Origin of the sequence: Streptomyces sp. NPDC059668 (assembly GCF_042734135.1) — a bacterium.
Lineage (GTDB): Bacteria > Actinomycetota > Actinomycetes > Streptomycetales > Streptomycetaceae > Streptomyces.
This window is the reverse complement of sequence record NZ_JBHWEL010000031.1, coordinates 64,799-91,644: the sequence shown is the minus strand read 5'-3', so window position 1 is coordinate 91,644 and position 26,846 is coordinate 64,799. Positions and strand designations below refer to the sequence as shown.

General features: G+C 70.6%; 23 protein-coding genes. 7 read left to right on the top strand and 16 right to left on the bottom strand.

Features of this window, described 5'->3' with window-relative positions; all coding sequences use genetic code 11:
- Positions 1-142: 142 nt before the first annotated feature.
- Both ACFV2J_RS22835 and ACFV2J_RS22830 read right to left on the bottom strand, forming a co-directional pair.
- Positions 143-676: an alkyl hydroperoxide reductase gene (locus tag ACFV2J_RS22835; RefSeq protein ID WP_385092965.1), complete on the bottom strand. Its 534-nt coding sequence runs from the start codon at positions 674-676 to the stop codon at positions 143-145.
- Positions 677-682: 6 nt separating this feature from the next.
- Positions 683-1,237 (bottom strand): peroxiredoxin, encoded by a 555-nt coding sequence (locus ACFV2J_RS22830; RefSeq protein WP_148010255.1) that lies wholly within the window; start codon positions 1,235-1,237, stop codon positions 683-685.
- A 159-nt stretch (positions 1,238-1,396) separates the two neighbouring features.
- On the opposite strand from ACFV2J_RS22830, the gene ACFV2J_RS22825 reads away from it, so the two are divergent.
- The gene (locus ACFV2J_RS22825; protein WP_385092961.1) at positions 1,397-2,380 is read left to right on the top strand and encodes a LysR substrate-binding domain-containing protein; all 984 of its coding nucleotides are present in this window, start codon (positions 1,397-1,399) and stop codon (positions 2,378-2,380) included.
- A gap of 21 nt (positions 2,381-2,401) precedes the next feature.
- Here the strand turns inward: ACFV2J_RS22825 and ACFV2J_RS22820 are convergent, their stop codons facing one another.
- Genes ACFV2J_RS22820 through ACFV2J_RS22810 form a run of 3 tightly spaced genes read right to left on the bottom strand, consistent with a single transcriptional unit; the run spans position 2,402 to position 5,945 of the window.
- The gene (locus tag ACFV2J_RS22820; RefSeq protein WP_385092958.1) at positions 2,402-4,735 is read right to left on the bottom strand and encodes an ABC transporter permease; all 2,334 of its coding nucleotides are present in this window, start codon (positions 4,733-4,735) and stop codon (positions 2,402-2,404) included.
- Positions 4,732-5,421 carry an ABC transporter ATP-binding protein gene (locus ACFV2J_RS22815; protein ID WP_385092955.1) on the bottom strand — a complete coding sequence of 230 codons (690 nt, stop codon included), beginning with the start codon at positions 5,419-5,421 and terminating at the stop codon, positions 4,732-4,734. Before ACFV2J_RS22815 ends, ACFV2J_RS22820 begins: the two co-directional genes overlap by 4 nt.
- Positions 5,418-5,945 carry a PadR family transcriptional regulator gene (locus ACFV2J_RS22810; RefSeq protein ID WP_385092952.1) on the bottom strand — a complete coding sequence of 176 codons (528 nt, stop codon included), beginning with the start codon at positions 5,943-5,945 and terminating at the stop codon, positions 5,418-5,420. The genes ACFV2J_RS22815 and ACFV2J_RS22810 overlap by 4 nt, the downstream gene beginning before the upstream one ends.
- Before the next feature lie 652 nt (positions 5,946-6,597).
- Here ACFV2J_RS22810 and ACFV2J_RS22805 point away from each other — a divergent pair.
- A complete protein-coding gene (locus tag ACFV2J_RS22805) occupies positions 6,598-8,904 on the top strand; it encodes a transglycosylase domain-containing protein (protein WP_385092949.1) in 2,307 nt (768 codons plus the stop codon).
- 78 nt (positions 8,905-8,982) lie between these two features.
- On the opposite strand, the gene ACFV2J_RS22800 is transcribed toward ACFV2J_RS22805, so the two are convergent.
- From ACFV2J_RS22800 to ACFV2J_RS22770, 7 genes are all read right to left on the bottom strand, one after another.
- Positions 8,983-10,446, bottom strand: a complete 1,464-nt coding sequence (locus ACFV2J_RS22800) for a catalase (RefSeq protein ID WP_385440253.1) — start codon at positions 10,444-10,446, stop codon at positions 8,983-8,985.
- Between the two features lie 168 nt (positions 10,447-10,614).
- Positions 10,615-12,765: a SpoIIE family protein phosphatase gene (locus ACFV2J_RS22795; protein ID WP_385094401.1), complete on the bottom strand. Its 2,151-nt coding sequence runs from the start codon at positions 12,763-12,765 to the stop codon at positions 10,615-10,617.
- Between the two features lie 316 nt (positions 12,766-13,081).
- Positions 13,082-13,774, bottom strand: coding sequence for a DUF402 domain-containing protein (locus tag ACFV2J_RS22790; protein WP_385094404.1), 693 nt, complete (start codon positions 13,772-13,774; stop codon positions 13,082-13,084).
- A 115-nt stretch (positions 13,775-13,889) separates the two neighbouring features.
- The gene (locus tag ACFV2J_RS22785) at positions 13,890-15,293 is read right to left on the bottom strand and encodes a class II fumarate hydratase (protein ID WP_385094407.1); all 1,404 of its coding nucleotides are present in this window, start codon (positions 15,291-15,293) and stop codon (positions 13,890-13,892) included.
- Between the two features lie 89 nt (positions 15,294-15,382).
- Entirely contained in the window at positions 15,383-16,234 is an 852-nt protein-coding gene (locus ACFV2J_RS22780) for a DUF2690 domain-containing protein (RefSeq protein WP_385440249.1), read from the bottom strand.
- Positions 16,235-16,478: 244 nt separating this feature from the next.
- Positions 16,479-16,835 carry an SH3 domain-containing protein gene (locus tag ACFV2J_RS22775; RefSeq protein ID WP_385096536.1) on the bottom strand — a complete coding sequence of 119 codons (357 nt, stop codon included), beginning with the start codon at positions 16,833-16,835 and terminating at the stop codon, positions 16,479-16,481.
- Between the two features lie 202 nt (positions 16,836-17,037).
- On the bottom strand, positions 17,038-18,705 hold the full coding sequence (locus ACFV2J_RS22770; RefSeq protein ID WP_385096539.1) for a fumarate hydratase: 1,668 nt from the start codon (positions 18,703-18,705) through the stop codon (positions 17,038-17,040).
- A 230-nt stretch (positions 18,706-18,935) separates the two neighbouring features.
- Between ACFV2J_RS22770 and ACFV2J_RS22765 the strand changes: the two genes are divergently transcribed.
- Positions 18,936-19,628, top strand: coding sequence for a DUF1707 domain-containing protein (locus tag ACFV2J_RS22765; RefSeq protein WP_385096543.1), 693 nt, complete (start codon positions 18,936-18,938; stop codon positions 19,626-19,628).
- 200 nt (positions 19,629-19,828) lie between these two features.
- Positions 19,829-20,200 (top strand): WhiB family transcriptional regulator, encoded by a 372-nt coding sequence (locus ACFV2J_RS22760; RefSeq protein WP_148010269.1) that lies wholly within the window; start codon positions 19,829-19,831, stop codon positions 20,198-20,200.
- A 360-nt stretch (positions 20,201-20,560) separates the two neighbouring features.
- Here ACFV2J_RS22760 and glpX read toward each other — a convergent pair whose 3' ends face one another.
- Entirely contained in the window at positions 20,561-21,592 is a 1,032-nt protein-coding gene (gene glpX / locus ACFV2J_RS22755; protein ID WP_385084309.1) for a class II fructose-bisphosphatase, read from the bottom strand.
- A gap of 125 nt (positions 21,593-21,717) precedes the next feature.
- Between glpX and ACFV2J_RS22750 the strand changes: the two genes are divergently transcribed.
- Positions 21,718-22,236 (top strand): DUF4245 domain-containing protein, encoded by a 519-nt coding sequence (locus ACFV2J_RS22750; RefSeq protein ID WP_385084311.1) that lies wholly within the window; start codon positions 21,718-21,720, stop codon positions 22,234-22,236.
- A 150-nt stretch (positions 22,237-22,386) separates the two neighbouring features.
- Here the strand turns inward: ACFV2J_RS22750 and ACFV2J_RS22745 are convergent, their stop codons facing one another.
- From ACFV2J_RS22745 to xseA, 3 genes are all read right to left on the bottom strand, one after another.
- Entirely contained in the window at positions 22,387-22,977 is a 591-nt protein-coding gene (locus ACFV2J_RS22745; protein ID WP_385084313.1) for a malonic semialdehyde reductase, read from the bottom strand.
- A gap of 222 nt (positions 22,978-23,199) precedes the next feature.
- Complete coding sequence (locus ACFV2J_RS22740; protein ID WP_385084315.1) at positions 23,200-23,433, bottom strand: exodeoxyribonuclease VII small subunit; 234 nt, start codon at positions 23,431-23,433, stop codon at positions 23,200-23,202.
- A 9-nt stretch (positions 23,434-23,442) separates the two neighbouring features.
- The gene (gene xseA, locus ACFV2J_RS22735; protein WP_385084317.1) at positions 23,443-24,651 is read right to left on the bottom strand and encodes an exodeoxyribonuclease VII large subunit; all 1,209 of its coding nucleotides are present in this window, start codon (positions 24,649-24,651) and stop codon (positions 23,443-23,445) included.
- Between the two features lie 143 nt (positions 24,652-24,794).
- Between xseA and ACFV2J_RS22730 the strand changes: the two genes are divergently transcribed.
- Positions 24,795-25,844 (top strand): 4-hydroxy-3-methylbut-2-enyl diphosphate reductase, encoded by a 1,050-nt coding sequence (locus ACFV2J_RS22730; RefSeq protein WP_385084319.1) that lies wholly within the window; start codon positions 24,795-24,797, stop codon positions 25,842-25,844.
- 29 nt (positions 25,845-25,873) lie between these two features.
- Positions 25,874-26,623, top strand: a complete 750-nt coding sequence (gene ppgK, locus ACFV2J_RS22725) for a polyphosphate--glucose phosphotransferase (protein ID WP_385084321.1) — start codon at positions 25,874-25,876, stop codon at positions 26,621-26,623.
- Positions 26,624-26,846: the final 223 nt, after the last annotated feature.

Below are 26,846 nucleotides of genomic sequence, written 5' to 3'. Positions count from 1 at the left end.
CCGTCCGGCGCTTGAGGACAAGGCCCTTAAGGCCGGAGCGGGGGTCTGGGGGCGGAGCCCCCAGAGACAGGGGCGCCGGGAGCGAAGAACCCATGGAAAAGGCCCCGTTCACCGCACCGGTGAACGGGGCCTCCCAGAGGGCCTACTGCGCGAGAACCGCCTCGGCGTCCAGCGTCGCCCCGACCGCCTGCACCACCGCGGCGATCTTGAACGCCTCCTGGATGGTCTCCCGGTCGACGCCCGCCTTGCGGAGCACCTGCTCGTGCGAGTCGAGACACTGCCCGCACCCGTTGACCGCGGAGACGGCCAGCGACCACAGTTCGAAGTCGACCTTCTCGACACCGGGGTTGCCGATCACGTTCATCCGCAGCCCGGCCCGCAGGGTCCCGTACTCGGGGTCCGACAGCAGGTGCCGCGTGCGGTAGAAGACGTTGTTCATCGCCATGATCGCGGCGGCCGACTTGGCGGCCGTGTACGCCTCCGGCGACAGGTTCGCCTTCGCCTCGGGCTCCAGCTCACGCAGCACCCGCGGCGAACGGGACGCGATCGCGCACGCCAGCACCGTCCCCCACAGCTGCTGCTGCGGAAGCTCGGAGTTGCCGATGACCGAACCCAGGTTGAGGCGCAGGTCCTTCGCGTAGTCCGGTACGGCGGACTTCAGTTCGTCGAGGGACATGGAAGGTCACTCACCCGCCAGGAGCGCCACCGGGTCGAGGGTGTTCTCGCCCTTGGTCCAGTTGCACGGGCACAGCTCGTCCGTCTGGAGGGCGTCCAGGACCCGCAGGACCTCCTTGGGGTTCCGGCCGACGGAGCCGGCGGTCACCATGGAGAACTGGATCTCGTTGTTCTGGTCGACGATGAACACGGCACGCTTGGCGAAGCCGTCCTCGCCCTCGATGCCGAGGTCCCGCATGAGCTCGTGCTTCGAGTCGGCCATCATCGGGAAGGGCAGGTCACGCAGGTCGTCGTGGTCCTTGCGCCAGGCGTGGTGCACGAACTCGGAGTCGCCGGAGAAGCCGAGCACCTGGGCGTCGCGGTCGGCGAACTCGTCGTTCAGCTTGCCGAAGGCGGCGATCTCGGTCGGGCACACGAAGGTGAAGTCCTTGGGCCACGCGAAGATGACCTTCCACTGACCCTCGTAGGTCTTGTGGTCGATCTGCTGGAACTCCTGACCCTTCTCCAGCGAGACACAGGCGGTCAGATCGAACTGGGGGAACTTGTCACCGACAGTGAGCACGAACTCTCCTTGCAGCGAGGGAACGCCCCTTTTGGGGACCTTTCCCTTGGGTTGGACGGTGCAGATCGTGGCACACGCTGCATTGATTAGTGAAATTGATACGCTTGGTCGCGTTGATCGGATGCGACTATCAGTGACGATGAGTGAGAGGCGGCCGCCATGGTGAGCCCTGTCGGCAGCAGAGCGAGCGCCAAGGGCGCCGGAATCCCCAAGGGGAACGGGCGCCGCCAGCCCACCCTCGCCCAGCTGCGCGCCTTCGCCGCCGTGGCCGAACACCTGCATTTCCGGGACGCCGCGGCCGCGATCGGCATGAGCCAGCCCGCTCTCTCGGGCGCGGTCTCCGCCCTGGAGGAGACGCTCGGGGTGACCCTGCTGGAGCGTACGACCCGCAAGGTGCTGCTCTCGCCCGCGGGTGAACGTCTCGCCGTACGCGCCAAGGCCGTACTGGACGAGGTCGGCGCGCTCATGGCGGAGGCCGAGGCCGTCCGGGCGCCCTTCACCGGGGCCCTGCGACTGGGTGTCATCCCGACGGTCGCGCCCTACCTCCTGCCCACGGTCCTCGGGCTGGTCCACGACCGCTATCCGGACCTCGACCTCCAGGTCCACGAGGAACAGACGGCCAGCCTGCTGGAGGGACTGTCGGTCGGGCGGCTCGATCTGCTGCTCCTCGCCGTGCCGCTCGGCATGCCCGGAGTCGTCGAACTCCCGCTGTTCGACGAGGACTTCGTGCTCGTCACCCCGCTGGACCACGAGCTGGGCGGACGGCAGGGGATCGCGCGTGAATCCCTGCGCGAGCTCAATCTCCTGCTGCTCGACGAGGGGCACTGCCTGCGGGACCAGGCCCTCGACATCTGCCGGGAGGCGGGGCGCGCGGACGCCCCCGTCACCACCACCGCCGCGGGGCTGTCCACCCTGGTCCAGCTCGTCGCCGGCGGCCTCGGGGTGACCCTGCTGCCGCGAACGGCCGTCAGGGTCGAGACCACCCGCAGCGACCAGCTCCTCACCGGGTACTTCGCGGACCCGGCGCCGACCCGGCGGATCGCGCTGGTGATGCGCGCGGGAGCGGCGCGCGGGGCCGAGTACGAGGAACTGGCCGCAGCGCTCAGGGAAGCGCTGCGGCCGTTGCCCGTACGGATCCTCTGACCCTCCGGCGCCGCCGGCGTGTCACTCCGTGCGCAGGCCGTCCGGCCGCATCAGCCGCAGCAGGGCCGGCAGGCTGAGCAGGGTCACGGCGACGACCACTCCCGCGCCGATACCGATCATGAACAGCACGCTCGTCCAGTCCACGCTCACCGCGGTGGCGGTCATCTTCAGCAGGACCACGCCCAGGGTCAGCCCCACCGCGGAGGCGAGCAGCAGGCCGAGCGCGATCGGGATCGCGGTCTGCCACAGCACCGAGAGGCTCAGGGTGCGGCGCCGGGTGCCGAAGGCGACCAGGGCCGACAGGAGCTTCTTGCGCTCGCGCAACTGCTCCAGCTGGGAGACCAGGAGGCTCGCGCCGATCAGGAACAGCACGCAGGTCGAGCCCACGAACAGGCCGGTGCGGATGGAGGTGAACTTCCGGGACTGCTCACTCGACGCCCACACCATCGGCTGCGAGAGCGGCGAGATGGTCGCCGCCGTGTTCCGTACGAACTCGCGTACGTCCGGCACGGACTCGTCGAGCTTGAGGTAGAGCTGTCCCTCGACGACCGGCACGGCCTTCGCGGGCAGCGCGCTCGGCGTGAACAGGAAGCCGCCGCGCTTCACGCCGGTCGGGTCCTTGCGCGACACGGCCTGCTTGAGTCCCTCGGGCACCGTCCAGGAGGCCTCCGCGTTGCGGGGGAGACCGCTGTACGACGGGTCGATGAACAGCGTCCGGCCGGACTGGGCCAGCTTCGGGGTGTCCGTGTCGTACTCGCCGCCGCGCACGGCGAAGACGTCTCCGTCGTGGCACGAGGGCAGGGTGGCCACCTCGCGCAGGTAGGCGCAGCCGCCGACGGTGATCTGGGTGGAGTGCTCGGGCTCCTTCCTGCGGTCTCCGAGATAGCCCTCGGAGAACGCCGAGACCTGGCGGACGCCCTTGGTCGCGGTGAGCTTCCGGGCGGCCGGCGCGAGCGGGGTCCCGCTCGGCACGCGCACCTGCATCTGCGCCCGCGAGACGTCCTTGGTGGTCTCCTTGGTGTAGGAGCTCTGGACCCCGGCGAACAGCATCTGCAGCGCGATCGCCCCGGCCACCGCCACCGCGATGCCGTTGACCATGCGGGCCGCCGTGCCGCTGCTCAGCTGGAGCCTGCGCACGGCGAGTTGCCAGGCGACCGAGCCGGAGCCGAGCCGGGCGACGACCGCTTCGACGATCCAGGGCAGCAGCGCGGTCACGCCGACGAGCAGCAGGACGACACCACCGGTCACCAGGTACTGGTTGAAGTTCCCGTTGGACCGGCCCTGCCCGACCATCGGGTAGAGCATCGCGAGCCCGCACAGCGGCAGCAGCAGCCGCCACCACAGGCGCCGTCGCGCGGGCCGGGCCGTACGCACCACGCCGAGCGGTTCGATGACCACACCGCGCAGCGCGAACAGGGTGACCAGCACCGCGGCCGCCGGGACCGCCACCGCGACCAGCAGGGCGAGCGCGGGCGCGGGGTTCAGGTAGCTCGGGAACACACTGATCTCCAGCACCTCGGCGGAGCCCGCGAGCCGGCGGCCGACCAGGAAGAAGACCGTGCCGAAGACCAGTCCCAGCAGGGCGCCCGAGAGCGCTTCGCCGGCGGCGATCCGCCGGGTCATCCGGCTGTCGGAGCCGACCAGCCGCAGCGCGGCGAGCCGTCGGTCGCGTCGCTCACCGCCGAACCGTACGGCCGCCGCGATGAAGACACCGACCGGCATCAGCAGGACGACGAAGACGACGAGGACCAGCATGAGCAGGACGGGGTCCAGCGGTTCGGACGACTGGTCCGGCTCGCCGAACCTGTCGATACGGGACACGCCGGGGCCGTCGAGATGCGCCGCGAGCCCGTGGCCGCCCCGGTAGAAGGCGAGTTCGGCCGAGCCGATGAGACCGCTCTCGCTGATGGTTCCGGTGACGCGGTCCGGCAGCCGCTCCCGCAGCAGCTTCCCGTCGTCCGACGCCAGCAGCCTCTTCAGCGCGGGGGAGACCACCATCTCGCCCGGGGCCGGGAACCTCTCCAGCCCCGGCGGCAGCGGGGCCCGGGCCCCCTCGGGCTCCAGCTCCCGCCCGCGGACGTCCTTCTCGCGGTAGGTGGTGTCGACGTTCGCGACCAGGACCGTGTTGGCCGCCCTGGCCTTGTCGGACTGGGTGTAGTGGATGTCCGTACGCGCCTGCTCGCGGTCGTGCCGGACGGACAGGGCGTTGGGTATCGCGGTGGTGAGGAGCAGCAGCGCCACGCCGAGGCCGACGCCGATGGCCGTCAGCAGGACCCGGATCCAGCCCTCGCGTCCGCCGACGAAGGCGAACCTGGCACCCATGACCAGGTCCCTGGACCACTGGCGCACGTTCATACGGCGCGCTCCATGTCACGGGACTTGCCGTCGCGTACGACGATCTCGCGGTCCGAGTAGGCGGCCACCCGCGCTTCGTGCGTGACCAGGACGACGGCGGCGTTGGTGGAGCGGGCGGCCTCGGTGAGCAGTTCCATCACGCGCTCGCCGTTGAGCGAGTCGAGCGCGCCGGTCGGTTCGTCCGCGAACAGCACGCGCGGGCTGGTGACCAGGGAGCGGGCCACGGCCACGCGCTGGCCCTGGCCGCCGGAGACCTCGCCGGGCCGCTTGGCCCTGAGGTCGTCGACCTCCAGGCGTTCCATCCAGGTCAGGGCGGTGCGCTCGGCCTCCTTGCGGCCGGTGCCGTTCAGGCGCAGCGGCAGGGCGACGTTCTCGACGCAGGTGAGTTCGGGCACGAGCTGGCCGAACTGGAAGACGAAGCCGAACTCGCTGCGGCGCAGGGCGCTGCGCTGCGAGTCGTTCATGGTCGCCATCTCGCGTCCGGCGTACATGATCGAGCCGGAGTCGGGCGGCACGATGCCGGCGAGGCAGTGCAGCAGGGTGGACTTGCCGGAGCCGGAGGGGCCCATCACGGCGACGACCTCGCCGGGGTGGATGGAGAACTCGGCGCCGTCCAGGGCGGTGGTGGGGCCGTAGCTCTTACGGAGTTCCGATGCGGTCAGCAGGGAGCCGGGGGGAGGGGTCATCGGGTCGTCACCGCCTCGCGGAGTCTGTCGAGACGGGCGGCGGTGAGTTCCAGCCACCGCAGGTCGGCCTCGAGGTGGAAGAGTGCGTGGTCGCAGATCAGTTGGTCGGCGAGGTCGCCGTGGCGCTTGCGGTCGGTCAGGATGCGCATCATGCGCAGGTGTTCCGAGCGCTGGGTGTCGAGGATCTCGGCCGCGTCACGGTGGGTGAGGAGGGCGAGGACGACCTTGGTGTAGAGGGTCGACTGGAGGTACGGCTCGGGCTTCTCGGGCGTGGCGAGCCACTGCTGTACGTCGGTGACACCGGCGTCGGTGATCGCGTACCGCTTGCGCTCGGGTCCGCCGCCCGCCTCTATCCCGTCGACCTCCACGAGGCCGTTCTTCAGCAGTCGCGACATCGTCGAGTAGACCTGGCCGTAGTGCAGCGGCCGGTCGTGACCGAACTTCTCGTCGAAGGCCCGCTTGAGGTCGTAGCCGTGGCGGGGTCCGGACTCCAGGAGTCCCAGGAGGGTGTGACCGATGGACATGCGGAGCACTGTACACACGGGGTATACACCGTGCGTATACATGCTGCGCATAGGCCATCGCGGGGAGCGATGGTGTCCAGGTCAGGGCCCATTGTCACGGTTCTGTCACCGGGTTCCACGCCCTCGCCGGGGGCTCCGCCTCCAGGCCCCCGCTTCGGCCTTAAGGGCCTTGTCCTCGATCGCCGGACGGGCTGGAGGTGCGGGCCCGTGCCCAGATGCGAGGGCGCCCTGGAGGGCTGAGGCCCAGGCCGGGCATTTCAGCCCGTCCGGCGATCGAGGACGAGCCCTTCGGGCGAAGCGGGGGTCCGCTTCCAGGGGGCGGCAGCCCCTTGGCGGAGCCCCGGGCCCGTCTGATGTGGCCTGATCTCGATAGGGCCAGGTGCTGGCACTTTGCTCGTCGCGGCAACCTTCCACCCCTCTCGTACGTCGGTTCTGGTGGGGCTGATGCGTATTGCGTGCTGATTGTCACGTCCGTGGAAGTACCGATCGGCGGGACTTTGTCCCAGCACGTGGTGTTAGTTTGCTGAGCTGACCTCAGCGACGAACCTGTGTGCGGCACCAGAACGAACGCGGCACGCGGCGCGTGAGTGAACCCGGCAGGACACGCGTACAAGAGAGCGCGACCCGAGACCGAAGCGGAGCGGACGGAGCCATGGGACGAGCGGACGAGAGACGAGCGCGGCAGCGCGGTGGCCGTCGCGCCGCGGCCGGGGGCTCCTCCGGGACCAAGCCCCGCCGCAGCGGCATACGCAGATTCCTGAACTGGAAGACGATCCTCGGCACGTTCCTGGGCTTCTGCCTGCTGGGCATGGGCGCCTTCCTCGTGCTCTACATGGTCGTGTCCATACCCCAGGGGAACGCGGCCGCGCAGCAGCAGAGCAACATCTACAAGTACAGCGACGGCTCGACCCTCGCCCGTACCGGCAAGGTCAACCGCGAGATCGTGGGCCTGGACAAGGTGCCCAAGCCGGTCCAGCTGACCTTCGTCGCCGCCGAGAACAAGTCCTTCTACAAGGACTCCGGCGTCGACCTGCGGGGCACCGCCCGCGGTCTGCTGAACACCCTGTCGGGCAAGGGCAAGCAGGGTGGTTCGACGATCACCCAGCAGTACGTCAAGAACTACTACCTGACCCAGGACCAGACCGTCACGCGCAAGCTGAAGGAACTGGTCATCGCGCTCAAGGTGGACCGTCAGCAGAGCAAGGACGACGTCCTCGCCGGCTACATCAACACCAGTTACTACGGCCGCAACTCGTACGGCATCCAGGCCGCGGCGCAGGCGTACTACGGCAGGGACGCGAGCGACCTCACGGTGGAGCAGGGCGCCTACCTCGCCTCGCTGCTCCAGGCCCCGAGCCAGTACGACTGGGGTGTCGCCACCGACACCGGCAAGCGGCTGGTCACGGCCCGCTGGAACTACACCCTCGACAACATGGTCGACGAGGGGTGGCTGACCCCGGCCAAGCGGCAGGGCATGAAGTTCCCGGTGCCGCAGGACCCCAAGGGTGTCCCCGGCCTGCAGGGCCAGACCGGCTACCTCGTGGACGCGGCCAACAGCGCGCTCGCCAACCGGCTCGTCGCCCAGGGCTCCGCCGCGAACTACGAGGACGCCAAGGCGATCGTCGACGCGGGTGGCTGGACGATGACGCTCAACATCGACAAGAAGCGGCAGACGCAGCTGGAAGTCGCCGTCAAGACGAAGCTGAGCAGCAAGCTGGACAAGAAGAAGCGGCGGGTCGACGGGGACATCGAGGCGGGCGCCGCGTCCGTCGACCCCAAGACGGGCAAGGTCGTCGCGATGTACGGCGGCGAGGACTACTTCAAGCACTACGTCAACAACGCGACCCGCCCGGACTACCAGCCCGCGTCCACCTTCAAGCCGCTCATCTTCGCCGCGGCCCTGGAGCAGCAGGCCAAGACGCAGGACGGCCAGGACATCACGGCGAACACGATGTACGACGGCACGAGCGGTCGCGCCGTCAAGGGCAGCACCATCGCCTTCGCGCCGCCCAACGAGGACGACCAGGACTACGGGAACGTCACGGTCCAGACCGCGATGAACAAGTCCATCAACTCCGTCTTCGCGCAGATGGGCGTCGACGTCGGCATGGACAAGGTCCTCAAGGTCGCGGGCGATCTCGGGATGCACACGGAGAAGCTCCAGCCGGTGCCGGCGCAGACGCTCGGCTCGATGGGCGCGAGTCCGCTGGAGATGGCGGGGGCCTACGCGACCCTCGACAACCACGGGCGCAAGGTCACCCCGGCCGTCCTGGCCTCGGCCGAGCACAAGGACCGTACGGTGCGGATCCCGAACCCGATCGGCGACCAGGTCATCAGCTCGGAGGCGGCCGACACGGTCACCTCGGTGCTCACCGGCGTGGTCAACGACGGTACGGCCCAGCGTTCCGTCGCCCAGGCGGTCGACCGCAACGGTCAGCAGGTCGCGGGCAAGACGGGTACCTCCGACAACAACAAGTCGGCCTGGTTCACGGGCTACACCCCGAACCTGGTCACTTCGGTCGGCCTGTTCGGCGAGGACCCGAAGACCCACAACCAGGTCTCCATGAAGGGCGCCACGGGCGGCGGCCGTGTCAACGGCGGTGACTTCCCGGCCCAGATCTGGGCCGCGTACACCTTCAACGCGATGGGCAGGGTCACCGCCTTCGACCTGAACACCACCCAGGGCGCGGCGATGGAGCCGACCCCGAGCGACACGCCGAGCCGGACGCCGAGCGAGACGCCGTCGCAGACTCCGACCACCCAGAAGCCGACGACCAGGCCTCCGACGAGCAGCGGCCCGCCGACCGAGACGTCCCAGTCGCCGGCCACCCCGACGACGACGGCGCCGCTCACTCCGAGCGGAACCCCGACCGGCCAGAACCCGACGGACCCGGGCAATCCGAACCCCAACAACCCGAACAACCCGAACAATGCGAATGACTTGAACAACCGGCAGTAACAGGGCAGGAGTTCAGGCGCATGAGGAGGGGGGGCCCCGGTCCCCCCCCCCCCCCCCCCCTCCTCTCGTACGGCGGGCTCAGCCGCCGTTGACCTCCTTGGCGATCCGGTCGCCGATCTCCTTGTCCACGTTGCGCCAGTACTGCACCGCGCGGTCCAGGACCGGGCGGGACACACCGGCCTTCAGGTGGCCGCTGACGTTCGACACGAGACGGTCGCGGGCCGCCGCGTCGAGGACCTGGCGGACCATCGTGCCCGCCTGGCCCCAGTCGTCGTCCTCGCGGTGCAGCTTGTACGCCTCGCGCACCAGCTCACCTGCGGTCTGCCAGCTCGCCGGGTCGCCGAAGCGGGAGAAGTCGGCCGCGGGCCCGCCGTAGGAGTTGGGGGCGTACGGCCGGGCCGCGTTGGACGGCTCGTAGCGCATCGGGCCGTCCTTGGCGTACGAGTTCACCGGGGAGTGCGGCCGGTTCGGCGGCAGCTGGGTGTAGTTCGGGCCGATCCGGTACCGGTGGGTGTCCGGGTACGAGAACAGCCGGCCCAGCAGCATCTTGTCCGGCGAGGGGCCGATGCCCGGTACCAGGTTGGACGGCTCGAAGGCGGCCTGCTCGATGTGGATGAAGTAGTCCTCCGGATTCCTGTCCAGCGTCATCCGGCCGACGTCGATCAGCGGGTAGTCCGCGTGCGGCCAGACCTTGGTCAGGTCGAAGGGGTTGAAGCGGTAGTCCGCCGCGTCCTCGAACGGCATGATCTGGACCTTCAGGCTCCAGGTCGGCGCGTTCCCGGACTTGATCGACTCGAACAGGTCACGGCGGTGCTTGTCCGCGTCCGTACCGGCCAGCTCGTCGGCCTCGGACTGGGTGAGGCACTCGATCCCCTGGTCGGTCTTGAAGTGGTACTTGACCCAGAACCGCTCACCGGCGGCGTTCAGCCACATGTAGGTGTGCGAGCTGTACCCGTTCATGTGGCGGTAGGTCTTCGGGATGCCCCGGTCGCCCATCAGCCACGTCACCTGGTGCGCGGACTCGGGGGAGAGGGTCCAGAAGTCCCACTGCATGTCGTTGTCGCGCAGTCCGGTCACGGGGCTGCGCTTCTGCGAGCGGATGAAGTCCTGGAACTTGATCGTGTCACGGACGAAGAAGACCGGCGTGTTGTTGCCCACCATGTCGTAGTTGCCGTGTTCGGTGTAGAACTTCAGCGCGAAACCGCGGGGGTCGCGCCAGGTGTCGGGCGAACCCTGTTCGCCGGCGACAGTGGAGAACCGGGCCAGCATCTCGGTGCGTTTTCCCGGCTGGAACAGGTCAGCCTTGGTGAACTGGCTGACGTCATTGGTGACTTCGAAGAATCCGTACGCGCCACTGCCCTTGGCGTGCACCACACGCTCGGGGACCCGCTCCCGGTTGAACTGAGCCATCTTCTCGATGAGGTAATGGTCCTGGAGCAGGATCGGGCCGTCGGGGCCGACGGTCAGCGAGTGTTCGTCGCTCTCCACCGGAATGCCGACGTTGTCCGTGGTGTACGGAACCTTCTGGGGTGCCTGCGTCACGAGCGTCCTCCCGTCGAAGAAGAGGGTATTTAGGTCGCTTCGTCCACCCCAGCAGTCAACTCCGCCGACGCGATGTCGGCAACTTCTGGACACTGTCCAGCTCTGGTCCGGTTCAGGAACCTGTACGGAGACGGGGCCGCCCCGGGGTGAGGCCGGGCGGGTACCCCGTCAGCCGCGGTTCAACTCGAACCAGACCACCTTTCCGGTGCTCAACCGGGTCGCACCCCACCGTCTGGCCAGTTTGTTGACCAGGTAGAGGCCGCGTCCGCCCTCGTCCGTGGCGCGTGCCTGCCGCAGCCGCGGCAGCTGGGGCACGTCGTCGCCGACCTCGCAGCGCAGCACGTCCGTCCGCAGCAGCCGCAGCGTCACGGGGCGTGACGCGTAGCGCACGGCGTTGGTCACGACCTCGCTGACCAGCAGCTCGACGGAGTCACTCATGTCCTCCATGCCCCAGCGGGACAGCGCCCGACGGGCCAGGCGCCGGGCCCGCCCGGGAGCCGCGTCCTCCGGCTCCAGGTACCAGTACGCCACGTCGCTCGGCGCGATCCCGTCGAAGCGGGCGGCGAGCAGCGCGATGTCGTCGTCCCGGTCGCCCGGACCGAGCATGTCGAGCACCTCGTCGCAGAGGGCTTCGAGGGGCGGCGGATGGTCGGGGCCGGTGAGCTGCGCGGTGGCGGCGAGCTTCTCGCGCAGCTGTTCTATCCCGGTCCAGACGTCCCTGAGCCGGGACTCGACCAGGCCGTCGGTGTAGAGCAGCAGCGTGGCCCCGGCGGGCGCGTCCAGCTCGACCGCCTCGAAGTCCACCCCTCCCACACCGATGGGGGCACCCGGCGGCACCCGCAGCACCTCGGCCCGGCCGCCCAGGTGCAGCAGGACCGGTGGCGGGTGGCCCGCGTTGGCGATGGTGATCCGGTGCGAGACCGGGTCGTAGACGGCGTACAGGCAGGTCGCCATGCGGTCGGTGCCCAGCCGCTGGGCCTGTTCGTCCAGGTGGTGCAGCACCTCCTGCGGCGGCAGGTCGAGACCGGCGAGGGTCTGCGCGGTCGTCCGCAGCTGGCCCATGATCGCGGCCGAGGTCATCGAGTGCCCCATGACGTCCCCGACGACCAGCGCGACCCGGCTGCCCGGCAGCGGGATCGCGTCGTACCAGTCGCCGCCGACGCGCGCGGTCTCCGCGGCCGGCAGGTAGCGGGACGCGAGCCGCACGCCCGTGGGCCGCGGCAGGGTCTCGGGCAGCATGGTGCGCTGGAGCTCGTCGGCGATGTAGGCCTCCCGGCCGTACAGCACCGCCTTGTCGATGCCGAGCGCGCTGTGCGTGGCGAGCTGGGCCGCGACGAGCAGGTCGTCGGACTCGAAGGGCATCCGCTCGGGACGGCGCACGAAGAGCGCGGCCCCGATCACCCGGCGCCGCCCCCGCAGCGGCGCCAGAATCGCGCGCTGGCCGCTGGGCACGGCCAGCTCGTCGCCCAGCAGCTCGGGCAGCGCGGCCCGCGCGGCGGGCGCGTCCGCGAAGACGGGCCGGACCCCGCGCAGCACCTCGGCGAGGGCGCCGCCGGGGCGCACCTCGCACAGCTCGGCCGTCATCGCCGACAGCTCACTGGGCTCGGGCCGCAGCGCGGGCAGGAAGCCGTTCTCGGTGTCGCGCTCCTCCGGGATCCGGTCCGTGCGCCGCAGCCGCAGCACGAGGGGCCCGGTGGGCCGCTCGTCGCCGACCGGCAGCGGATCGCGCAGATAGACGAGGATCGCGTCCGAGAAGGTCGGCACGGTCGCCCGGCACAGCCCCATCACGATCTCGTCGAGGTCGATGCCGCGGGCGATACGACGGGTCGCCGCGCCCACGAAGCGCAGCCGGTCCCCGTCGCGCCGCATCGGCATCGGGCCGGCGTGCGGCAGTCCCTGCCCGGTGCGCCGGTCCTTGCCGCCGCTGCCCGGCGTGCGGTCCTGGTCGACCGGCTGGGCCGGGATGCCCTCAGGGGCGGGACGCGGGCGGTGCGGATCGGGCTCCGCGGCCGAGGGCTGGGAGTGCTCCGGGCCCGGGGACGCAGGCGGTGTCGGCGCGCCGGTGCCGGAGGGCGACGGCGCGTCGGTGCTCGCTGAGGACTGGTTGCCCGGCGTCCCGTGCTGACCGTAGGGCGCGCCCGAACCGGCCTGGGCGTCGCCCGTGCGGGCGGGCTGCGCGGGTAAGGCGCCCGGCGCGCGCAGCGCCTCCGGGGTATGCAGGAGCGCCCCGCGGGGGTCCGCGGGGGTGGAAGGCCGGCCGGCGCCGCTCTGGCGGCGCTCGTGCGAGGTGGGGTGCTCCGTCACGCGTGTCGAATCCATCCGTCCGGGGCTGCGCGCCGTGCGTGCAGTTCGTCCCGCAGCCCCGATACCCGGAATGTGTGCCCCAGGAACGGAATCTGCGCGTCGTGCGAACCGGGCCCGGCATGTGCCGACGGGAACGCCGTCGCCCCAGCGGGTCCGCGCGACCCGTCGGGCCGTCCGCCGACCGTACCGCCGTGGCCCTCGTACCCCTCGCTCACGTCCTGCCGCCCCTCGGTGACGTATGGTCAAGCCCAGCGCATGCTGCGGTAGTTGCTGCTGCGCGCCCTTGCGGAGGACGATCCTACGGTTGTACCACGGGGGCGCATCAAGGGTCTCATGAGGACACGTGCGCGGGCGTACGGTCCCAGTCATCGGGCAGAGCGGGAACCGGCCACGAAGGATCCGGGCGCCAGTGCTGCCAGCCGTCCGCGAACGGCGTGCCCCAGGCTCGGATCACCTCCACCGCGCGCAGCCCCGCCTCCCTCACCTGCGCGGCCAGTCGAGTATCCATCAGTCCGGCCCGCTGCGCCTGCGCGAACTCGTCCTCGTCGAGCCAGTGCCAACTGCGGTCCGGGTGCACGGAGATGTCCAGGAAGTGGTCCTCGGAGTCGACGCCGCCCTCCCAACGGGTCAGCGGGGCCTCCAGGTTCACGTACCAGTTCTTGAAACGCCACCCCGGTTCCCAGAACAGCCACACCGACCAGGGATCGCCGGGCCGCGCCAGCTTCAGCACCCCGGTGCCGAACCAGCGGTCCCGGCGCACCGAACGAGCCTTGGTGTAGCGCGACTCCAGCGGTTCTCCGTGCACCGGGGTGCCGTCCGCGAGGACCGGCTTGACGCACTCCGTGCCGGGTGCCATCCACACCGCGAGCAGTTCCGCGTCGTCCCGTACGACGGTCACGGGGCGGCAGATGTGGACGCGCTCGCCGGCGTTCTCCCGGTACCGCCACAGAATGTGACTCCCGGGGGCCCAGTACGCCGTCGACCCACCCGTTGTCACTCGTCTCACCGCTCCACCCTCTGCCATGAACAGATATTAGGTGCCCCAGGCATGCGACGCTGCGGTGCGCGTCACGGTTCTCGCCATGGCGCGAAGGACGTAACGGAGGTGTCATCCGGCGTTCGCCGGTACGGGGGTGGTGTCACGGACGCGTCATCCGCAGGACATCCAGCGCCTCGTCCAGCTGTTCCAGGGTGAGGTCGCCCCGCTCCACGTACCCCGAGTCGAGGACGACCTGACGGATGGTCCGCCGCTCCGCCAGTGCCTTCTTGGCCACCTTGGCGGCCTCCTCGTACCCGATGTACTTGTTGAGCGGTGTCACCACGGACGGTGACGACTCGGCGTACTCGCGGGCCCGTTCGCGGTGCGCGACGATCCCGTCGACGGTGCGGTCGGCGAGCAGCCGGGAAACACTCGTGAGCAGCCGGACGGACTCCAGGACGTTCTTGGCGATGACCGGGAGCATCACGTTGAGCTCGAAGTTGCCGGCGGCCCCGGCGACCGCGACCGTCGCGTCGTTGCCCATCACCTGGGCCGCGACCATCAGTACGGCCTCGGGAATGACGGGGTTGACCTTGCCCGGCATGATCGAGGAACCCGGCTGGAGGTCGGGGAGGCTGATCTCGGCCAGGCCGGTCCGCGGTCCCGACGCCATCCAGCGCAGGTCGTTGGCGATCTTCGTCAGCCCGACCGCGATGGTCCGCAGCTGTCCGCTCGTCTCGACGATGCCGTCCCGCGCGCCCTGTGCCTCGAAGTGGTCGCGGGCCTCGGTGAGCGGCAGTCCGGTGTCCCGGGCCACCTCCGCGATCACGGCGGCGGAGAACCCGGGAGGTGTGTTGATCCCGGTGCCCACGGCCGTCCCGCCCAGCGGCAGTTCCGCGAGCCGGGGCAGCGAGGCGTTCAGCCGTTCGATCCCGTAGCGCACCTGGGCCGCGTATCCGCCGAACTCCTGTCCGAGTGTGACGGGGGTGGCGTCCATCAGGTGGGTGCGTCCCGACTTCACGACGTCGGCGAACTCCCGCGCCTTGCGCTCCAGCGCGGCGGCGAGGTGGTCGAGCGCGGGGACGAGGTCGCGGGTCACCGCGGCGGTGGCGGCGATGTGGATCGAGGACGGGAAGACGTCGTTCGACGACTGCGAGGCGTTCACATGGTCGTTCGGGTGGACGTCGCGGCCGAGACGCTCGGTGGCGAGCGTGGCGATGACCTCGTTGGTGTTCATGTTCGAGGACGTGCCGGAGCCCGTCTGGAAGACGTCCACCGGGAAATGCGCGTCCCAGCGCCCCTCGGCGACCTCGGCCGCGGCCTCCTGGACCGCCTCGGCCACGTCCTTGTCGAGCACCCCGAGCCGGGCGTTGACCTTGGCGGCCGCCCCCTTGATCCGGGCGAGCGCCTCGATGTGCGCGCGTTCGAGCCGCTGCCCCGAGACGGGGAAGTTCTCCACGGCCCGCTGGGTCTGCGCCCGCCACTTCGCGTCCGCGGGCACCCTGACCTCACCCATCGAGTCGTGCTCGATCCGGTACGGGGCTGCTGCCTGTTCATCGGCCATTGCCGGTCACCTCCAGTGGGGACAGCATCGCGGACGTGTCCCGTGTTCCCGGACGTCCGGTGCGGTGTTCCCCGGGTTCCCGGTCGGAGTCAGTGCCCGGCGGCGCCGGAGGAGGCCGCGCCGACGGGCGTGGTGCACGCGACATGCCCGGCCACTTCGGCGCAGGCCTCCGCTCCGCGCGGGCTCGCCGCGGCCAGCATCGGGCTGCTGTAGCCGTCCGTCGGGTCGCCCGGGTAGGTGGCGGACAGTTCGTCCCGGCCGGCCCGCACGGAGATCTCCCGCGCGCCGCCGGCCCGGGTGCGGACCTCGGACCAGACCGTCGCGCAGGAGACGGAGAACCGCAGCAGCACGACCTCGCCCGCGCGCCGGACCGCGCTCTCCGTACGCGCGTCACGGCCACAGGTCTCGGAGGTCGGGAACTGCCCCTGGCAGCCGTGGCCGCGGCAGGAGGCGGTCGCGGCGGGCGCGGGCGCGGGGTCGGTGTCGAGGACCTCGGCGGCGCCCGCGGTGACCGCCATGGTCGCGGCCCACCCCCCGGCGCGGCCGATCCCGGGGGGGGGCGGCGCCCGTCGGCCCCGCCCCCGACCCGGCGCGCCCGGGGCCTGGCCCTGTGCGGACGGGACCCGTGGGGGCGGGGCCTGCGCGGGCAGGCCGACCGCCCCGCACCGGGTCCTGGACACGGCGTCCCACAGGGAGAGCAGGGGACCGGGATCGGTCTGCGCGAGCCGGCCGAGGGACTCGACCGCCGAGCGCGGCGGGAACTGGTCGCCGTTCAGATAGCGGTGCCAGGTCGACTTGCTGAACGGGGTGACGGCGGCCAGCGCGGCCAGGCTCAGCCCCGTCCGCTGCCTCAGGCCGCGCAGCCGCTCCGTCAGGAATTCCTCGTCGAGTCGTTCCGCGTCGTCCAAGGAGTCGGGCAGCGGCTGTCTCTTGACCGTCACGTGGCTCTCCATCTCGCTCCCTCACCGTGCCGGGGTGGCCGCCTGATCCGTTCCCTCATCGCGCGCCCGCGCACACCCGGGTCGCCCGAATGCGAACCGGATGATGAAGGGGAGTTGACCTGCGGTTCCGGCACCGGTGGGGTGGTCGGGTGGTCGGCTGATCGACTCGTAGGACCTCCTGACGGGGTGGACCCCACCCCGTCAGGAGGCGTCGGAACTCAGGAGCCGGGCGCGGGTACGCCCGTCAGCACCAGCGGACGGCACCGCCGGTGCGGACGTAGTGCGCGGACACGTACCCACGGTGGTGGGCCAGGCGGTACCAGCGGTGATTGCCCCGGACGGAGGATCCCCGCTTCTTGCAGGAGAGGAGCACCGCGCGTCCGTCCGGGCGCGAGCCGACGACCCGGTAGGCCGTGCCCGGTCCGGAGCGGACCAGCAGCCGGGTGTGGTGGGTCGTCACACGGCCCCGTACGTGGTGGACGACGTGGTGACCGGCGGCGGTCCGCGCGGCCGGGACGGTGGAGGCGACGGCGGTCGCCGGGAAGACGGCGGCGACCGCGACCGCGGCCACGAGACCGTTGCGCACCATGCGACTGATCATGCTATTTCCCTCCGAGATGACCTGCGGATCGCGGGCTGCGATCCGGTCATTGCGGAGTGTTCACGGCAAAGCGCGCAAAGATGCCGTCCCACTGTTCCTGGGACGAAATGGGACATCGTAGGGTGCGTGACCTGCACGGTCCGGCCGTCCCGGGACGGGGCGGCGCGGGGGCGGATTCCCTCCCCGGCCGCCCCTGAGGGCACTACACGAGCCCGGGGCCCCGCACCGGGATGTGGGTGAACGTCGGCTCGGGGGCCGGATTCTGGAAGAAGTCGTTGCCCTTGTCGTCGACCACGACGAACGCCGGGAAGTCCTCGACCTCGATCCTCCAGACGGCCTCCATGCCGAGCTCCTCGTACTCGACGACCTCGACCTTCTTGATGCAGTCCTGGGCGAGACGGGCGGCGGGGCCGCCGATCGAGCCGAGGTAGAAGCCGCCGTGCGCGTCGCACGCCTGGGTGACCTGCGCGGACCGGTTGCCCTTCGCGAGCATCACCTTGGAGCCGCCCGCCGCCTGGAACTGCTCCACGTAGGAGTCCATGCGGCCGGCCGTCGTGGGCCCGAAGGAGCCGGACGCGTAGCCCTCGGGCGTCTTCGCGGGACCGGCGTAGTACACCGGGTGGTCCTTCAGGTACTGCGGCATCTCCTCGCCCGCGTCGAGCCGCTCCTTGATCTTGGCGTGCGCGATGTCACGGGCCACGACCAGCGGGCCGGAGAGCGAGAGGCGGGTCTTCACCGGGTACTTGGTCAGCTCGGCGAGGATGTCGTCCATCGGCTGGTTGAGGTCGATCCGGACGACGTCGCCCGACTCGTCGAGGTGCTCGTCGGTCGTCTCGGGCAGGAAACGCGCCGGGTCCGTCTCCAGCTGCTCCAGGAAGACGCCCTCGGCGGTGATCTTCGCGACGGCCTGGCGGTCCGCGGAGCACGACACCGCGATCGCCACGGGGCAGGACGCGCCGTGCCGGGGGAGGCGGACCACGCGCACGTCGTGACAGAAGTACTTGCCGCCGAACTGCGCGCCGATGCCGATCCTCTGCGTCAGCTCGAAGACCTTCTGCTCCAGGTCCTTGTCCCGGAAGCCGTGGCCCAGCTCGGAGCCCTCGGCCGGGATCTCGTCCAGGTAGTGCGCGGAGGCGTACTTCGCGGTCTTCAGGGCGTACTCGGCGCTCGTCCCGCCGACGACGATCGCCAGGTGGTACGGCGGGCAGGCGGCCGTGCCGAGCGAACGGATCTTCTCCTCCAGGAACTTCATCATGGAGGACTCGTTCAGAACGGCCTTCGTCTCCTGGTACAGGAAGCTCTTGTTCGCGGAGCCGCCGCCCTTGGCCATGAAGAGGAACTTGTAGGCGCCGCCGTCGGTCGCGTACAGCTCGATCTGCGCCGGCAGGTTCGAGCCCGTGTTCTTCTCCTCCCACATGGTGAGCGGAGCCATCTGCGAGTAGCGCAGGTTCAGGTTCTTGTAGGCGTCGTAGATGCCACGGCTCAGGGCCGACTCGTCGCCGCCCTCGGTGAGCACGTTCTGCCCGCGCTTGCCCATGACGATCGCCGTACCGGTGTCCTGGCACATGGGCAGGACACCCGCGGCCGCGATGTTCGCGTTCTTCAGCAGGTCCAGGGCGACGAACTTGTCGTTGGCCGACGCCTCGGGGTCGTCGATGATCCGGCGCAGCTGGGCCAGGTGGGCGGGCCGCAGATAGTGCTGGATGTCGTGGATGGCCTCCTCGGCGAGCTTGCGCAGCGCCTCCGGCTCCACCTTGAGGAACGTCCGCCCGTCGGCCTCGACGGTGGAGACACCCTCGGAGGTCACCAGCCGGTACGGGGTGGTGTCCTCTCCCTGGGGGAGCAGATCGGTGTACGCGAACTCAGGCATCTTCGCCCATTCCTCACTTGATTTCTCGGTGCTCGGTTCGCCTCGGGGCGCCGAGGCCTTGCCGGGAGCCCGACCACGCTCACTCGGCGGAGGCCGGCCTCCGTCGGCGGGCGTCCACCAGCCTAGAACCTGGCGCGGACGGCGAGCCTGTGAGGTAGGGCTCAGTTCGTCGTCCACATCTTCATCCACACCCCTAGTCGCGATCTATCGCGTTTGGGTACGCTGCTGCCGTGGACCTTCAGAAGCGCACCGAAACCCGTGCCGCCGACGCCGAACTGCGCGCGTCGGACGCCGACCGCGACCGGATCGCCGACATCCTGCGCGAGGCCCTCGCCGAGGGGCGCCTCACGGCCGACGAGCACGCCGAGCGGGTCGAAGGGGTGCTGGCCACCAAGACGGTCGGTGAGCTCGACCGGTTCGTCCGGGACCTGCCCGCCGCCCACGCGGACCGCGGGGCGCCCGCGTACACCACGGCGCCCAACCGCCCCCGGCTCGGCGCCATCCCGGCGGAGGCCGACGAGAACGTGGTGGCGGTGTTCAGCACCGCGATGCGCAAGGGCCGCTGGCGCGCGGGCCGTCGTATCCACGCGTACGCCGTCTTCGGCAGCGTCGAGATAGACCTCAGCGAGGCGATCTTCGAGTACCAGCAGGTCGCGATCAAGGCGATCTCGGTCTTCGGCAACGTGGAGATCCGCGTCCCGGAGAACGTGTCGCTGCGGAGCAGCGGAGGGGGCGTTCTCGGCAACTTCGAGGCGGAGACGCTGGATTCGGGCGACCCCGACGCGCCCGTGATCTACGTCGAGGGCCTGGCGGTGCTGGGCAACGTCGAGGCGCGGCCCAAGCGCGGCAAGCTGGTCGCGGACATCCTCGACCGCGCGATGGACCGGGTGGACCGGAGTTTGCGCAAGCACCTGGATCGTTGACGTCTGTGAATCCGACGGCGTCCGGGGCGCACCGGTCCAGGACCGCGTGCGCCCCGTCGTGAACGACGGGCTCCGCTCTTGGGACTCAGTGCATAGGCGCGCGCACAGCGGGTAGGCCTTGCTGCATCGTCTCTTGGAGGGCGCGGCGGGATTTCCCGCGGTGCCCGGCACGCTCGCGAAGCCGTCGTCAGGAGTAGACCGTGCTGCAACCGCCGCATCAGTCCCTGCAGGTAGCTGCCGTTCCGGCCCAGCGGGCGCCAGTGCGGGACAGGGATCAGGAAGCCCCATGGCACACGGAGGCGGTGTGCCGGCGGGACGAGGCCGGCCTGTTCTTCGCGCCTTCCAAGGAGCCCACGGCGTCCCGGCTGTCCCGCGAGGAGGCGGCCAAGCGCGTCTGCGCCCGCTGCCCGGTGATGGTCGAGTGCCGTGAACACGCGCTGCTGCAACCCGAGCCGTACGGAGTGTGGGGCGGTCTGACCGCCGCCGAGCGCCGGGTGGTGCTGGCCCGGCGCCGCCGCCGTGACCTGGAGCTCAAGAAGGCCGCGCGCGGCCCGATAGCGGCGGCCGGCTAGCCGGAAGCCACGGGAAAGGGGCGCCCCCTCCGCACAGGGGGCGCCCCTTCTCCGTGTGTACGGCCCCGGTCGCCGTGTCCACCGCCGCGGCCGTCCTGGGTACGTGCCGGGCCGGGACGTACGCCGTACGTACTGATCCGGACGTATGCCGTACCGGCCGTTCCGGACGTTCTCCGTACGTACTGATCCCGGCGTATGCCGTACCGGCCGTTCCGGACGTTCTCCGTACGCACCGTTCCCGGCGTTCTCCGTACCTGCCCGTTCCGGACGCTCTCCGTACCGGCCGCTCGCCGGGCACCGCTCCGGACGCGCCCCGTGGCGCTCCGGCGCGCGTGGCCGGCGGGCCCGCGGTCCGCGGAGCTACTTCGCGCGGTCGAAGTCGATCGCGCTGTACGCCCGCAGCTTGCTCAGCCGGTGCTCGGACGTGATCTGCCGGACCGTGCCGGACTTGGAGCGCATGACGATCGACTCGGTCGTCGCCACCTCGGCGCGGTAGCGCACCCCGCGCAGCAGCTCGCCGTCGGTGATACCGGTCGCGACGAAGAACACGTTCTCGCCGGAGACCAGGTCGTCGGTGAACAGCACCCGGTCGAGGTCGTGGCCCGCGTCGAGCGCGCGCTGCCGCTCCTCGTCGTCCTTGGGCCACAACTTGCCCTGGATGGTGCCGCCCAGGCACTTCACGGCGCAGGCCGAGATGATGCCCTCGGGCGTACCGCCGATGCCGAGCAGCAGGTCGATGCCCGTTCCCTCGCGCAGTGCGAGGATCGAGCCGGCGACGTCACCGTCGGAGATCAGCTTGATCCGGGCGCCGGTCTCGCGGATCTCCTTGATGATCCCCTCGTGGCGCGGCCGGTCGAGGATGACGACCGTGACGTCCTCGGGGGTGGCCTTCTTGGCCTTGGCGACCCGGCGGATGTTCACCGACACGGGCGCGTTGATGTCGACGAAGTCGGCGGCCTCCGGCCCGGTGACCAGCTTGTCCATGTAGAAGACCGCGGACGGGTCGAACATGGTGCCGCGGTCGGCGGCGGCCAGCACGGCGATCGCGTTGGTCATGCCCTTGGCGGTCAGCGTGGTTCCGTCGATCGGGTCGACGGCGATGTCGCACTCGGGGCCGGTGCCGTCGCCGACACGCTCCCCGTTGAAGAGCATCGGGGCCTCGTCCTTCTCGCCTTCACCGATGACGACGACGCCGTTCATCGAGACGGTGGAGACGAGGGTTCGCATGGCGCGTACGGCGGCGCCGTCGGCGCCGATCTTGTCGCCGCGGCCGACCCAGCGGCCCGCGGCCATCGCGGCGGCCTCGGTGACCCGGACGAGTTCCAGGGCGAGATTTCGGTCGGGGGCCTCGGAGGGCACCTCGAGTTCTGACGGTAGATGATGCTCGGTCATCGGAGCGCACCTTTCTGATACGACGACGGCCGGATGAGGGTGTGCCCCGACTCTATCGCCAGACCGACAAAATGAGCAGGGGGCCCCACGGATGAGCAGGCCAGGGCACCTGCGACGATAGGGGTGTGGCAGGTACGAAAGGCAAGCAGACGGTCCGGGACATGCTCCTCTCCCTGGGCCTGATCGGGATCATGGCGGGCGTCATCTACATCTTCATCCCGCACGACGACTCCGAGCCTCCCCTCAAGCGCGTCGACTACCGTGTCGAGCTGCTCACGGCGCGTCGCGCGGCGTCGTATCCGGTGGCGGCTCCCGAGGGGCTGCCCGGGACGTGGAAGGCGACGTCGGTGCGTTACGACGGCGCCGAGTTCGACGCCTGGCACCTGGGCTTCCACGACCCCGAAGGTCAGTACGTGGCGATCGAGCAGTCCACTCAGCGGGCGGCCCCCTTCATCGACTCGGCCAGCCAGGGCGCCGCGGCCACGAAGGTCACCGAGCGGATCGGCGACCGGACGTGGCAGCGGTACGAGGGTGACAAGTACGACGCCCTCGTGCTGCGGGGCAAGGGGTCGACGACGGTGGTGACCGGGACGGCGTCGTTCGGGCAGCTCGTGAAGATGGCCGGGGCGCTGAAGATGTCGTAGTCGTGGTGACGTGGACACCTCCGCGGACGTTGCGGACACGCGCGACATGGGACGAGACATGAGAAGGGCCCCCGGCGTCATCGGCGGGGGCCCTTCTCATGTCTCGCGTGTCCGCGCGCGGCGGACGGTCACGACGGTGTGGTCGACCGGTCAGACGGTCGTGACGACCTCGTCGAAGCCCAGGCGCGGGGAGCGCGGGAACCAGGCGTCCTCGCCCGGCTTGCCGATGTTGACGACCATCAGCGGGGTGTGGTCGTCGTCCAGGAACTCCTTCTGGACGCCCGCGAAGTCGAGACCGGTCATCGGGCCGGCGGCGAGGCCGGCGGCGCGGACGCCGATGATGAAGTACGCGGCCTGGAGCGCGGCGTTCAGGCCGGCGGCACCCTCACGGGCCGGGCGCTCCGAGTAGAAGACGTCCTTGGCGGCCGGGAAGTGCGGGAAGAGCGTCGGCAGCTCCTCGTGGAACTCGTTGTCCGCGGAGAGGATCGCGACGAGGGGGGCGGTGGCGGTCTTCGGCTGGTTGCCCTCGGCCATGTGCTGCACCAGGCGCTCACGGGCCTCGGCGGAGCGGACCAGGGTGATGCGCAGCGGCGACTGGTTGAAGGCGGTCGGGCCGTACTTGACCAGGTCGTAGATCGCCTGGACCTGCTCGTCGGTCACCGGCTCGTCGGTGAACGTGTTCGCGGTGCGGGCCTCGCGGAACAGCAGGTCCTGGGCGGCGGGGTCAAGGACAAGAGACATGGGGGAAACCTTCTCGGGACGTGCGGTGGATCCGTGGGGATCGGCTGGCAAGAACGACAGTACCCGAGAATATTTAAGCTTCAACCAAAAAAGGGCCCAGGTGAGCCGGTTCACAAGATCGTCGAACCTCACGGAGCGTCGTGGCGACGAGCGAGGAAAGGCTGCCGCACCGCTGTCACCAGGGCATATCGCCCGATCCGCGCGGCCTACCGCGGGTCGGCGTCACTCGCCGCCCGCGTCCCCGTCCGCCGGGTCCTCCTCGGCCAGGGCCGCGTCCAGCCGGGCCCGGGCGCCCTCCAGCCAGCGGCGGCACACCTTCGCCAGTTCCTCGCCGCGCTCCCAGAGGGCGAGGGACTCCTCCAGCGTCGTACCGCCCGCCTCCAGGCGGCGCACGACCTCGATCAGCTCGTCCCGCGCCTGCTCGTACCCGAGCGCCTCGTCCACCTTGCCGGTCATGCGTCCACCCTATGCATCCACTCGTACGGAGAATTCACCCTCGGCGACCCGCGCCCGCAGCGCCTCGCCCGCCGTCACCTCGTCCGGGTCCCGGACCACCTGCCCGTCGGGCCGCTGCAACACCGCGTACCCCCGGCGGAGGGTCGCGGCGGGGGAGAGGGCCACCACGCGCGCGTGGGTGTGCGTCAGCTCCGAGTCGGCGCGGTCCAGGAGGTGCCCGAGCGTGCGCCGGCCGCGGTCCAGCAGCGACGCGACCTGGTCGGCCCGCTCGTCGACCATCCGGTGCGGATCCTCTATCGAGGGCCGGGCCAGCGCGTGCGCGAGCCCGCGCTCCTCGCGCTCGACGAAGGACCGGACGCTGCGCCGCGCCCGGTCGCGCAGGAGCCGCACCCGCTCGTACTCCTCGCCGACGTCCGGAACGACCTTCTTGGCCGCGTCGGTCGGCGTGGAGGCGCGCAGGTCGGCGACGAGGTCCAGCAGCGGACTGTCCGGCTCGTGCCCGATCGCCGAGACGACCGGCGTACGGCAGGCCGCGACCGCCCGGACGAGCTGCTCGTCCGAGAAGGGCAGCAGGTCCTCCACGCTGCCGCCGCCCCGCGCCACGACGATCACGTCCACACCGTCGAGCGCGTCGAGCTCCTTCACCGCCTGCACGACCTGCGGTACCGCGTGCACCCCCTGCACGGGGACGTTGCGCACCTCGAAGCGGACGGCGGGCCAGCGGTGCCGCGCGTTCTCCAGCACGTCCCGCTCGGCCGCCGAGGCCCGCCCGCACACCAGGCCGATGAGCTGCGGCAGGAAGGGCAGCGCCTTCTTCCGCTCGGCCGCGAACAGCCCCTCGGCCGCCAGGGACTTCTTCAACTGCTCCAGACGGGCGAGCAGTTCGCCGACGCCCACCGGCTTGATCTCGGTGGCGCGCAGCGACAACTGCCCACGCGGCGCGTACCACTCGGGCTTCGCGAGCACGACGACGCGGGCGCCCTCACTCACCACGTCCGACACGGCGTCGAACACCTGTCGGTAGCAGGTGACGCTCACCGAGATGTCGTACGACGGGTCGCGCAGCGTCAGGAAGACGACACCCGCGCCCGGGCGCCGCGACAACTGGGTGATCTGACCCTCGACCCAGACCGCGCCGAGCCGGTCGATCCATCCCCCGATGAGCCGCGACACCTCACCGACGGGCAGGGGAGCGTCCGCGGACGTGTTCAGAGCCATGCGCCCGAGCGTAGTGGCAGGGTCGGACAACCCGGCCGCGCGCACCGGGAGGGCGAGGGTCCGGCGGCGCGGGCTCTCCTTCCCGTTCCTCCACCGGTCCCGTCCCAGGAGGCGATCTTCGGCCTGCCGGGCGCGGCCTTACGATGGGACGCATGACTGCTTCGCCTGGCCGCCGTGTCCTGCTCGCCGCCCCCCGTGGCTACTGCGCGGGCGTGGACCGCGCCGTGATCGCCGTCGAGAAGGCCCTCGAGCAGTACGGGGCCCCGATCTATGTCCGCCACGAGATCGTCCACAACAAGTACGTCGTGCAGACCCTGGAGAAGAAGGGCGCCATTTTCGTCGAGCGCACGGCGGAGGTCCCCGAGGGGTCCATCGTCATGTTCTCGGCGCACGGCGTCGCCCCCGTCGTCCACGACGAGGCCGCGGCCGGCAAGCTCGCCACCATCGACGCGACCTGCCCGCTGGTCACCAAGGTCCACAAGGAAGCGGTCCGCTTCGCGAACGAGGACTTCGACATCCTGCTGATCGGACACGAGGGGCACGAGGAGGTCATCGGCACCTCCGGCGAGGCGCCCGACCACATCACCCTCGTGGACGGCCCCGGTGACGTCGCCAAGGTCGAGGTCCGCGACCCCTCCAGGGTCGTCTGGCTCTCCCAGACCACGCTGTCGGTCGACGAGACGATGGAGACGGTCGACGCCCTGAAGGAGAAGTTCCCGCAGCTCATCTCCCCGCCCAGCGACGACATCTGCTACGCCACGCAGAACCGCCAGCTCGCCGTGAAGCAGATGGGCGAGGAGGCGGACCTCGTCCTCGTGGTCGGCTCCAAGAACTCCTCCAACTCCGTACGCCTCGTGGAGGTGGCCAAACTCGCCGGAGCCCGCGACGCGCACCTCGTGGACTTCGCCGACGAGATCGACGAGGGCTGGCTGGACGGAGTGACGACCGTCGGCGTCACCTCCGGCGCCTCCGTCCCCGAGGTCCTGGTCGAGCAGGTCCTGGAGTGGCTCTCCGCCCGCGGCTTCGAGGACGTGGAGATCGTCAAGGCGGCCGAGGAGTCCATCACCTTCTCGCTGCCGAAGGAACTCCGCCGCGACCTGCGCGCGGAGGCGGCGGCGCTGGTGGAGCAGCGGACGGACGGGGTGTCCGGTTCCTCCGCGGCGTCCGCTATTCCCGGTACTTCCGAGAAGTGACTGTCAGTCGTACGACGTAACGTAGGGCCATGCAGATCTTCGGTGTGGACATCGGCGGATCCGGGATCAAGGGCGCCCCTGTGGACCTGGACCGCGGCGATTTGACGGAGGAGCGCCACAAGGTGCTCACTCCTCATCCGGCGACGCCCGACGCGGTGGCGGACGGCGTGAAGGAGGTCGTCGGGCACTTCGGCTGGACGGGGCCCGTCGGCATCACCTTCCCCGGGGTGGTCGCCGACGGCGCCACCATCCGTACGGCCGCGAACGTCGACAAGGCATGGGTCGACACGGACGCCCGCGCCCTGCTCGGCGAGCGGCTCGGCGGTCTCCCGGTGACGGTGCTGAACGACGCGGACGCGGCGGGCGTCGCCGAGATGCAGTTCGGTGCCGGCCGCGACCGCAGGGGCACGGTCCTTCTGCTCACCTTCGGCACGGGCATCGGCAGCGCGCTCTTCGTGGACGGCGAACTGGTCCCGAACACGGAGCTCGGCCACCTGGAGCTGGGCGGCCACGACGCGGAGAAGCGTGCCTCCACGAAGGCCAAGGAGGACCACGAGCTGACCTGGGAGCACTGGGCCCGCCGGGTCACGAAGTACCTCGCCCATGTCGAGATGCTCTTCTCGCCCGAGCTGTTCATCATCGGCGGTGGCGTCAGCCGCAAGGCGGACAGGTTCCTGCCGCTGATCGAGGGCATCAAGGCGGAGATCGTCCCGGCGCAGCTGCAGAACAACGCGGGGATCGTGGGCGCGGCGATGAGAGCGGCGAAGACGGCGTCGTAGGCCCGGCTTGCGGGACGCGGGGACGCGGGGGCGCGGGAGCGCGGCGGCGCGGGTCGTCGGACCGGCCCGCCCTCCCCGCGTGCCGCCACCTGATCCGAACGGCAGGCCTGGAGCGTGTCGCGGAAGTCCCGTCGTTGGCCCGCCGGGGCGGGGGGGCCTTGGCGCCCTGCGCTATCCGGGGGGCCCCGGCCGCCACGACGCGGGGGCGGGGGCGCGCGGGGGT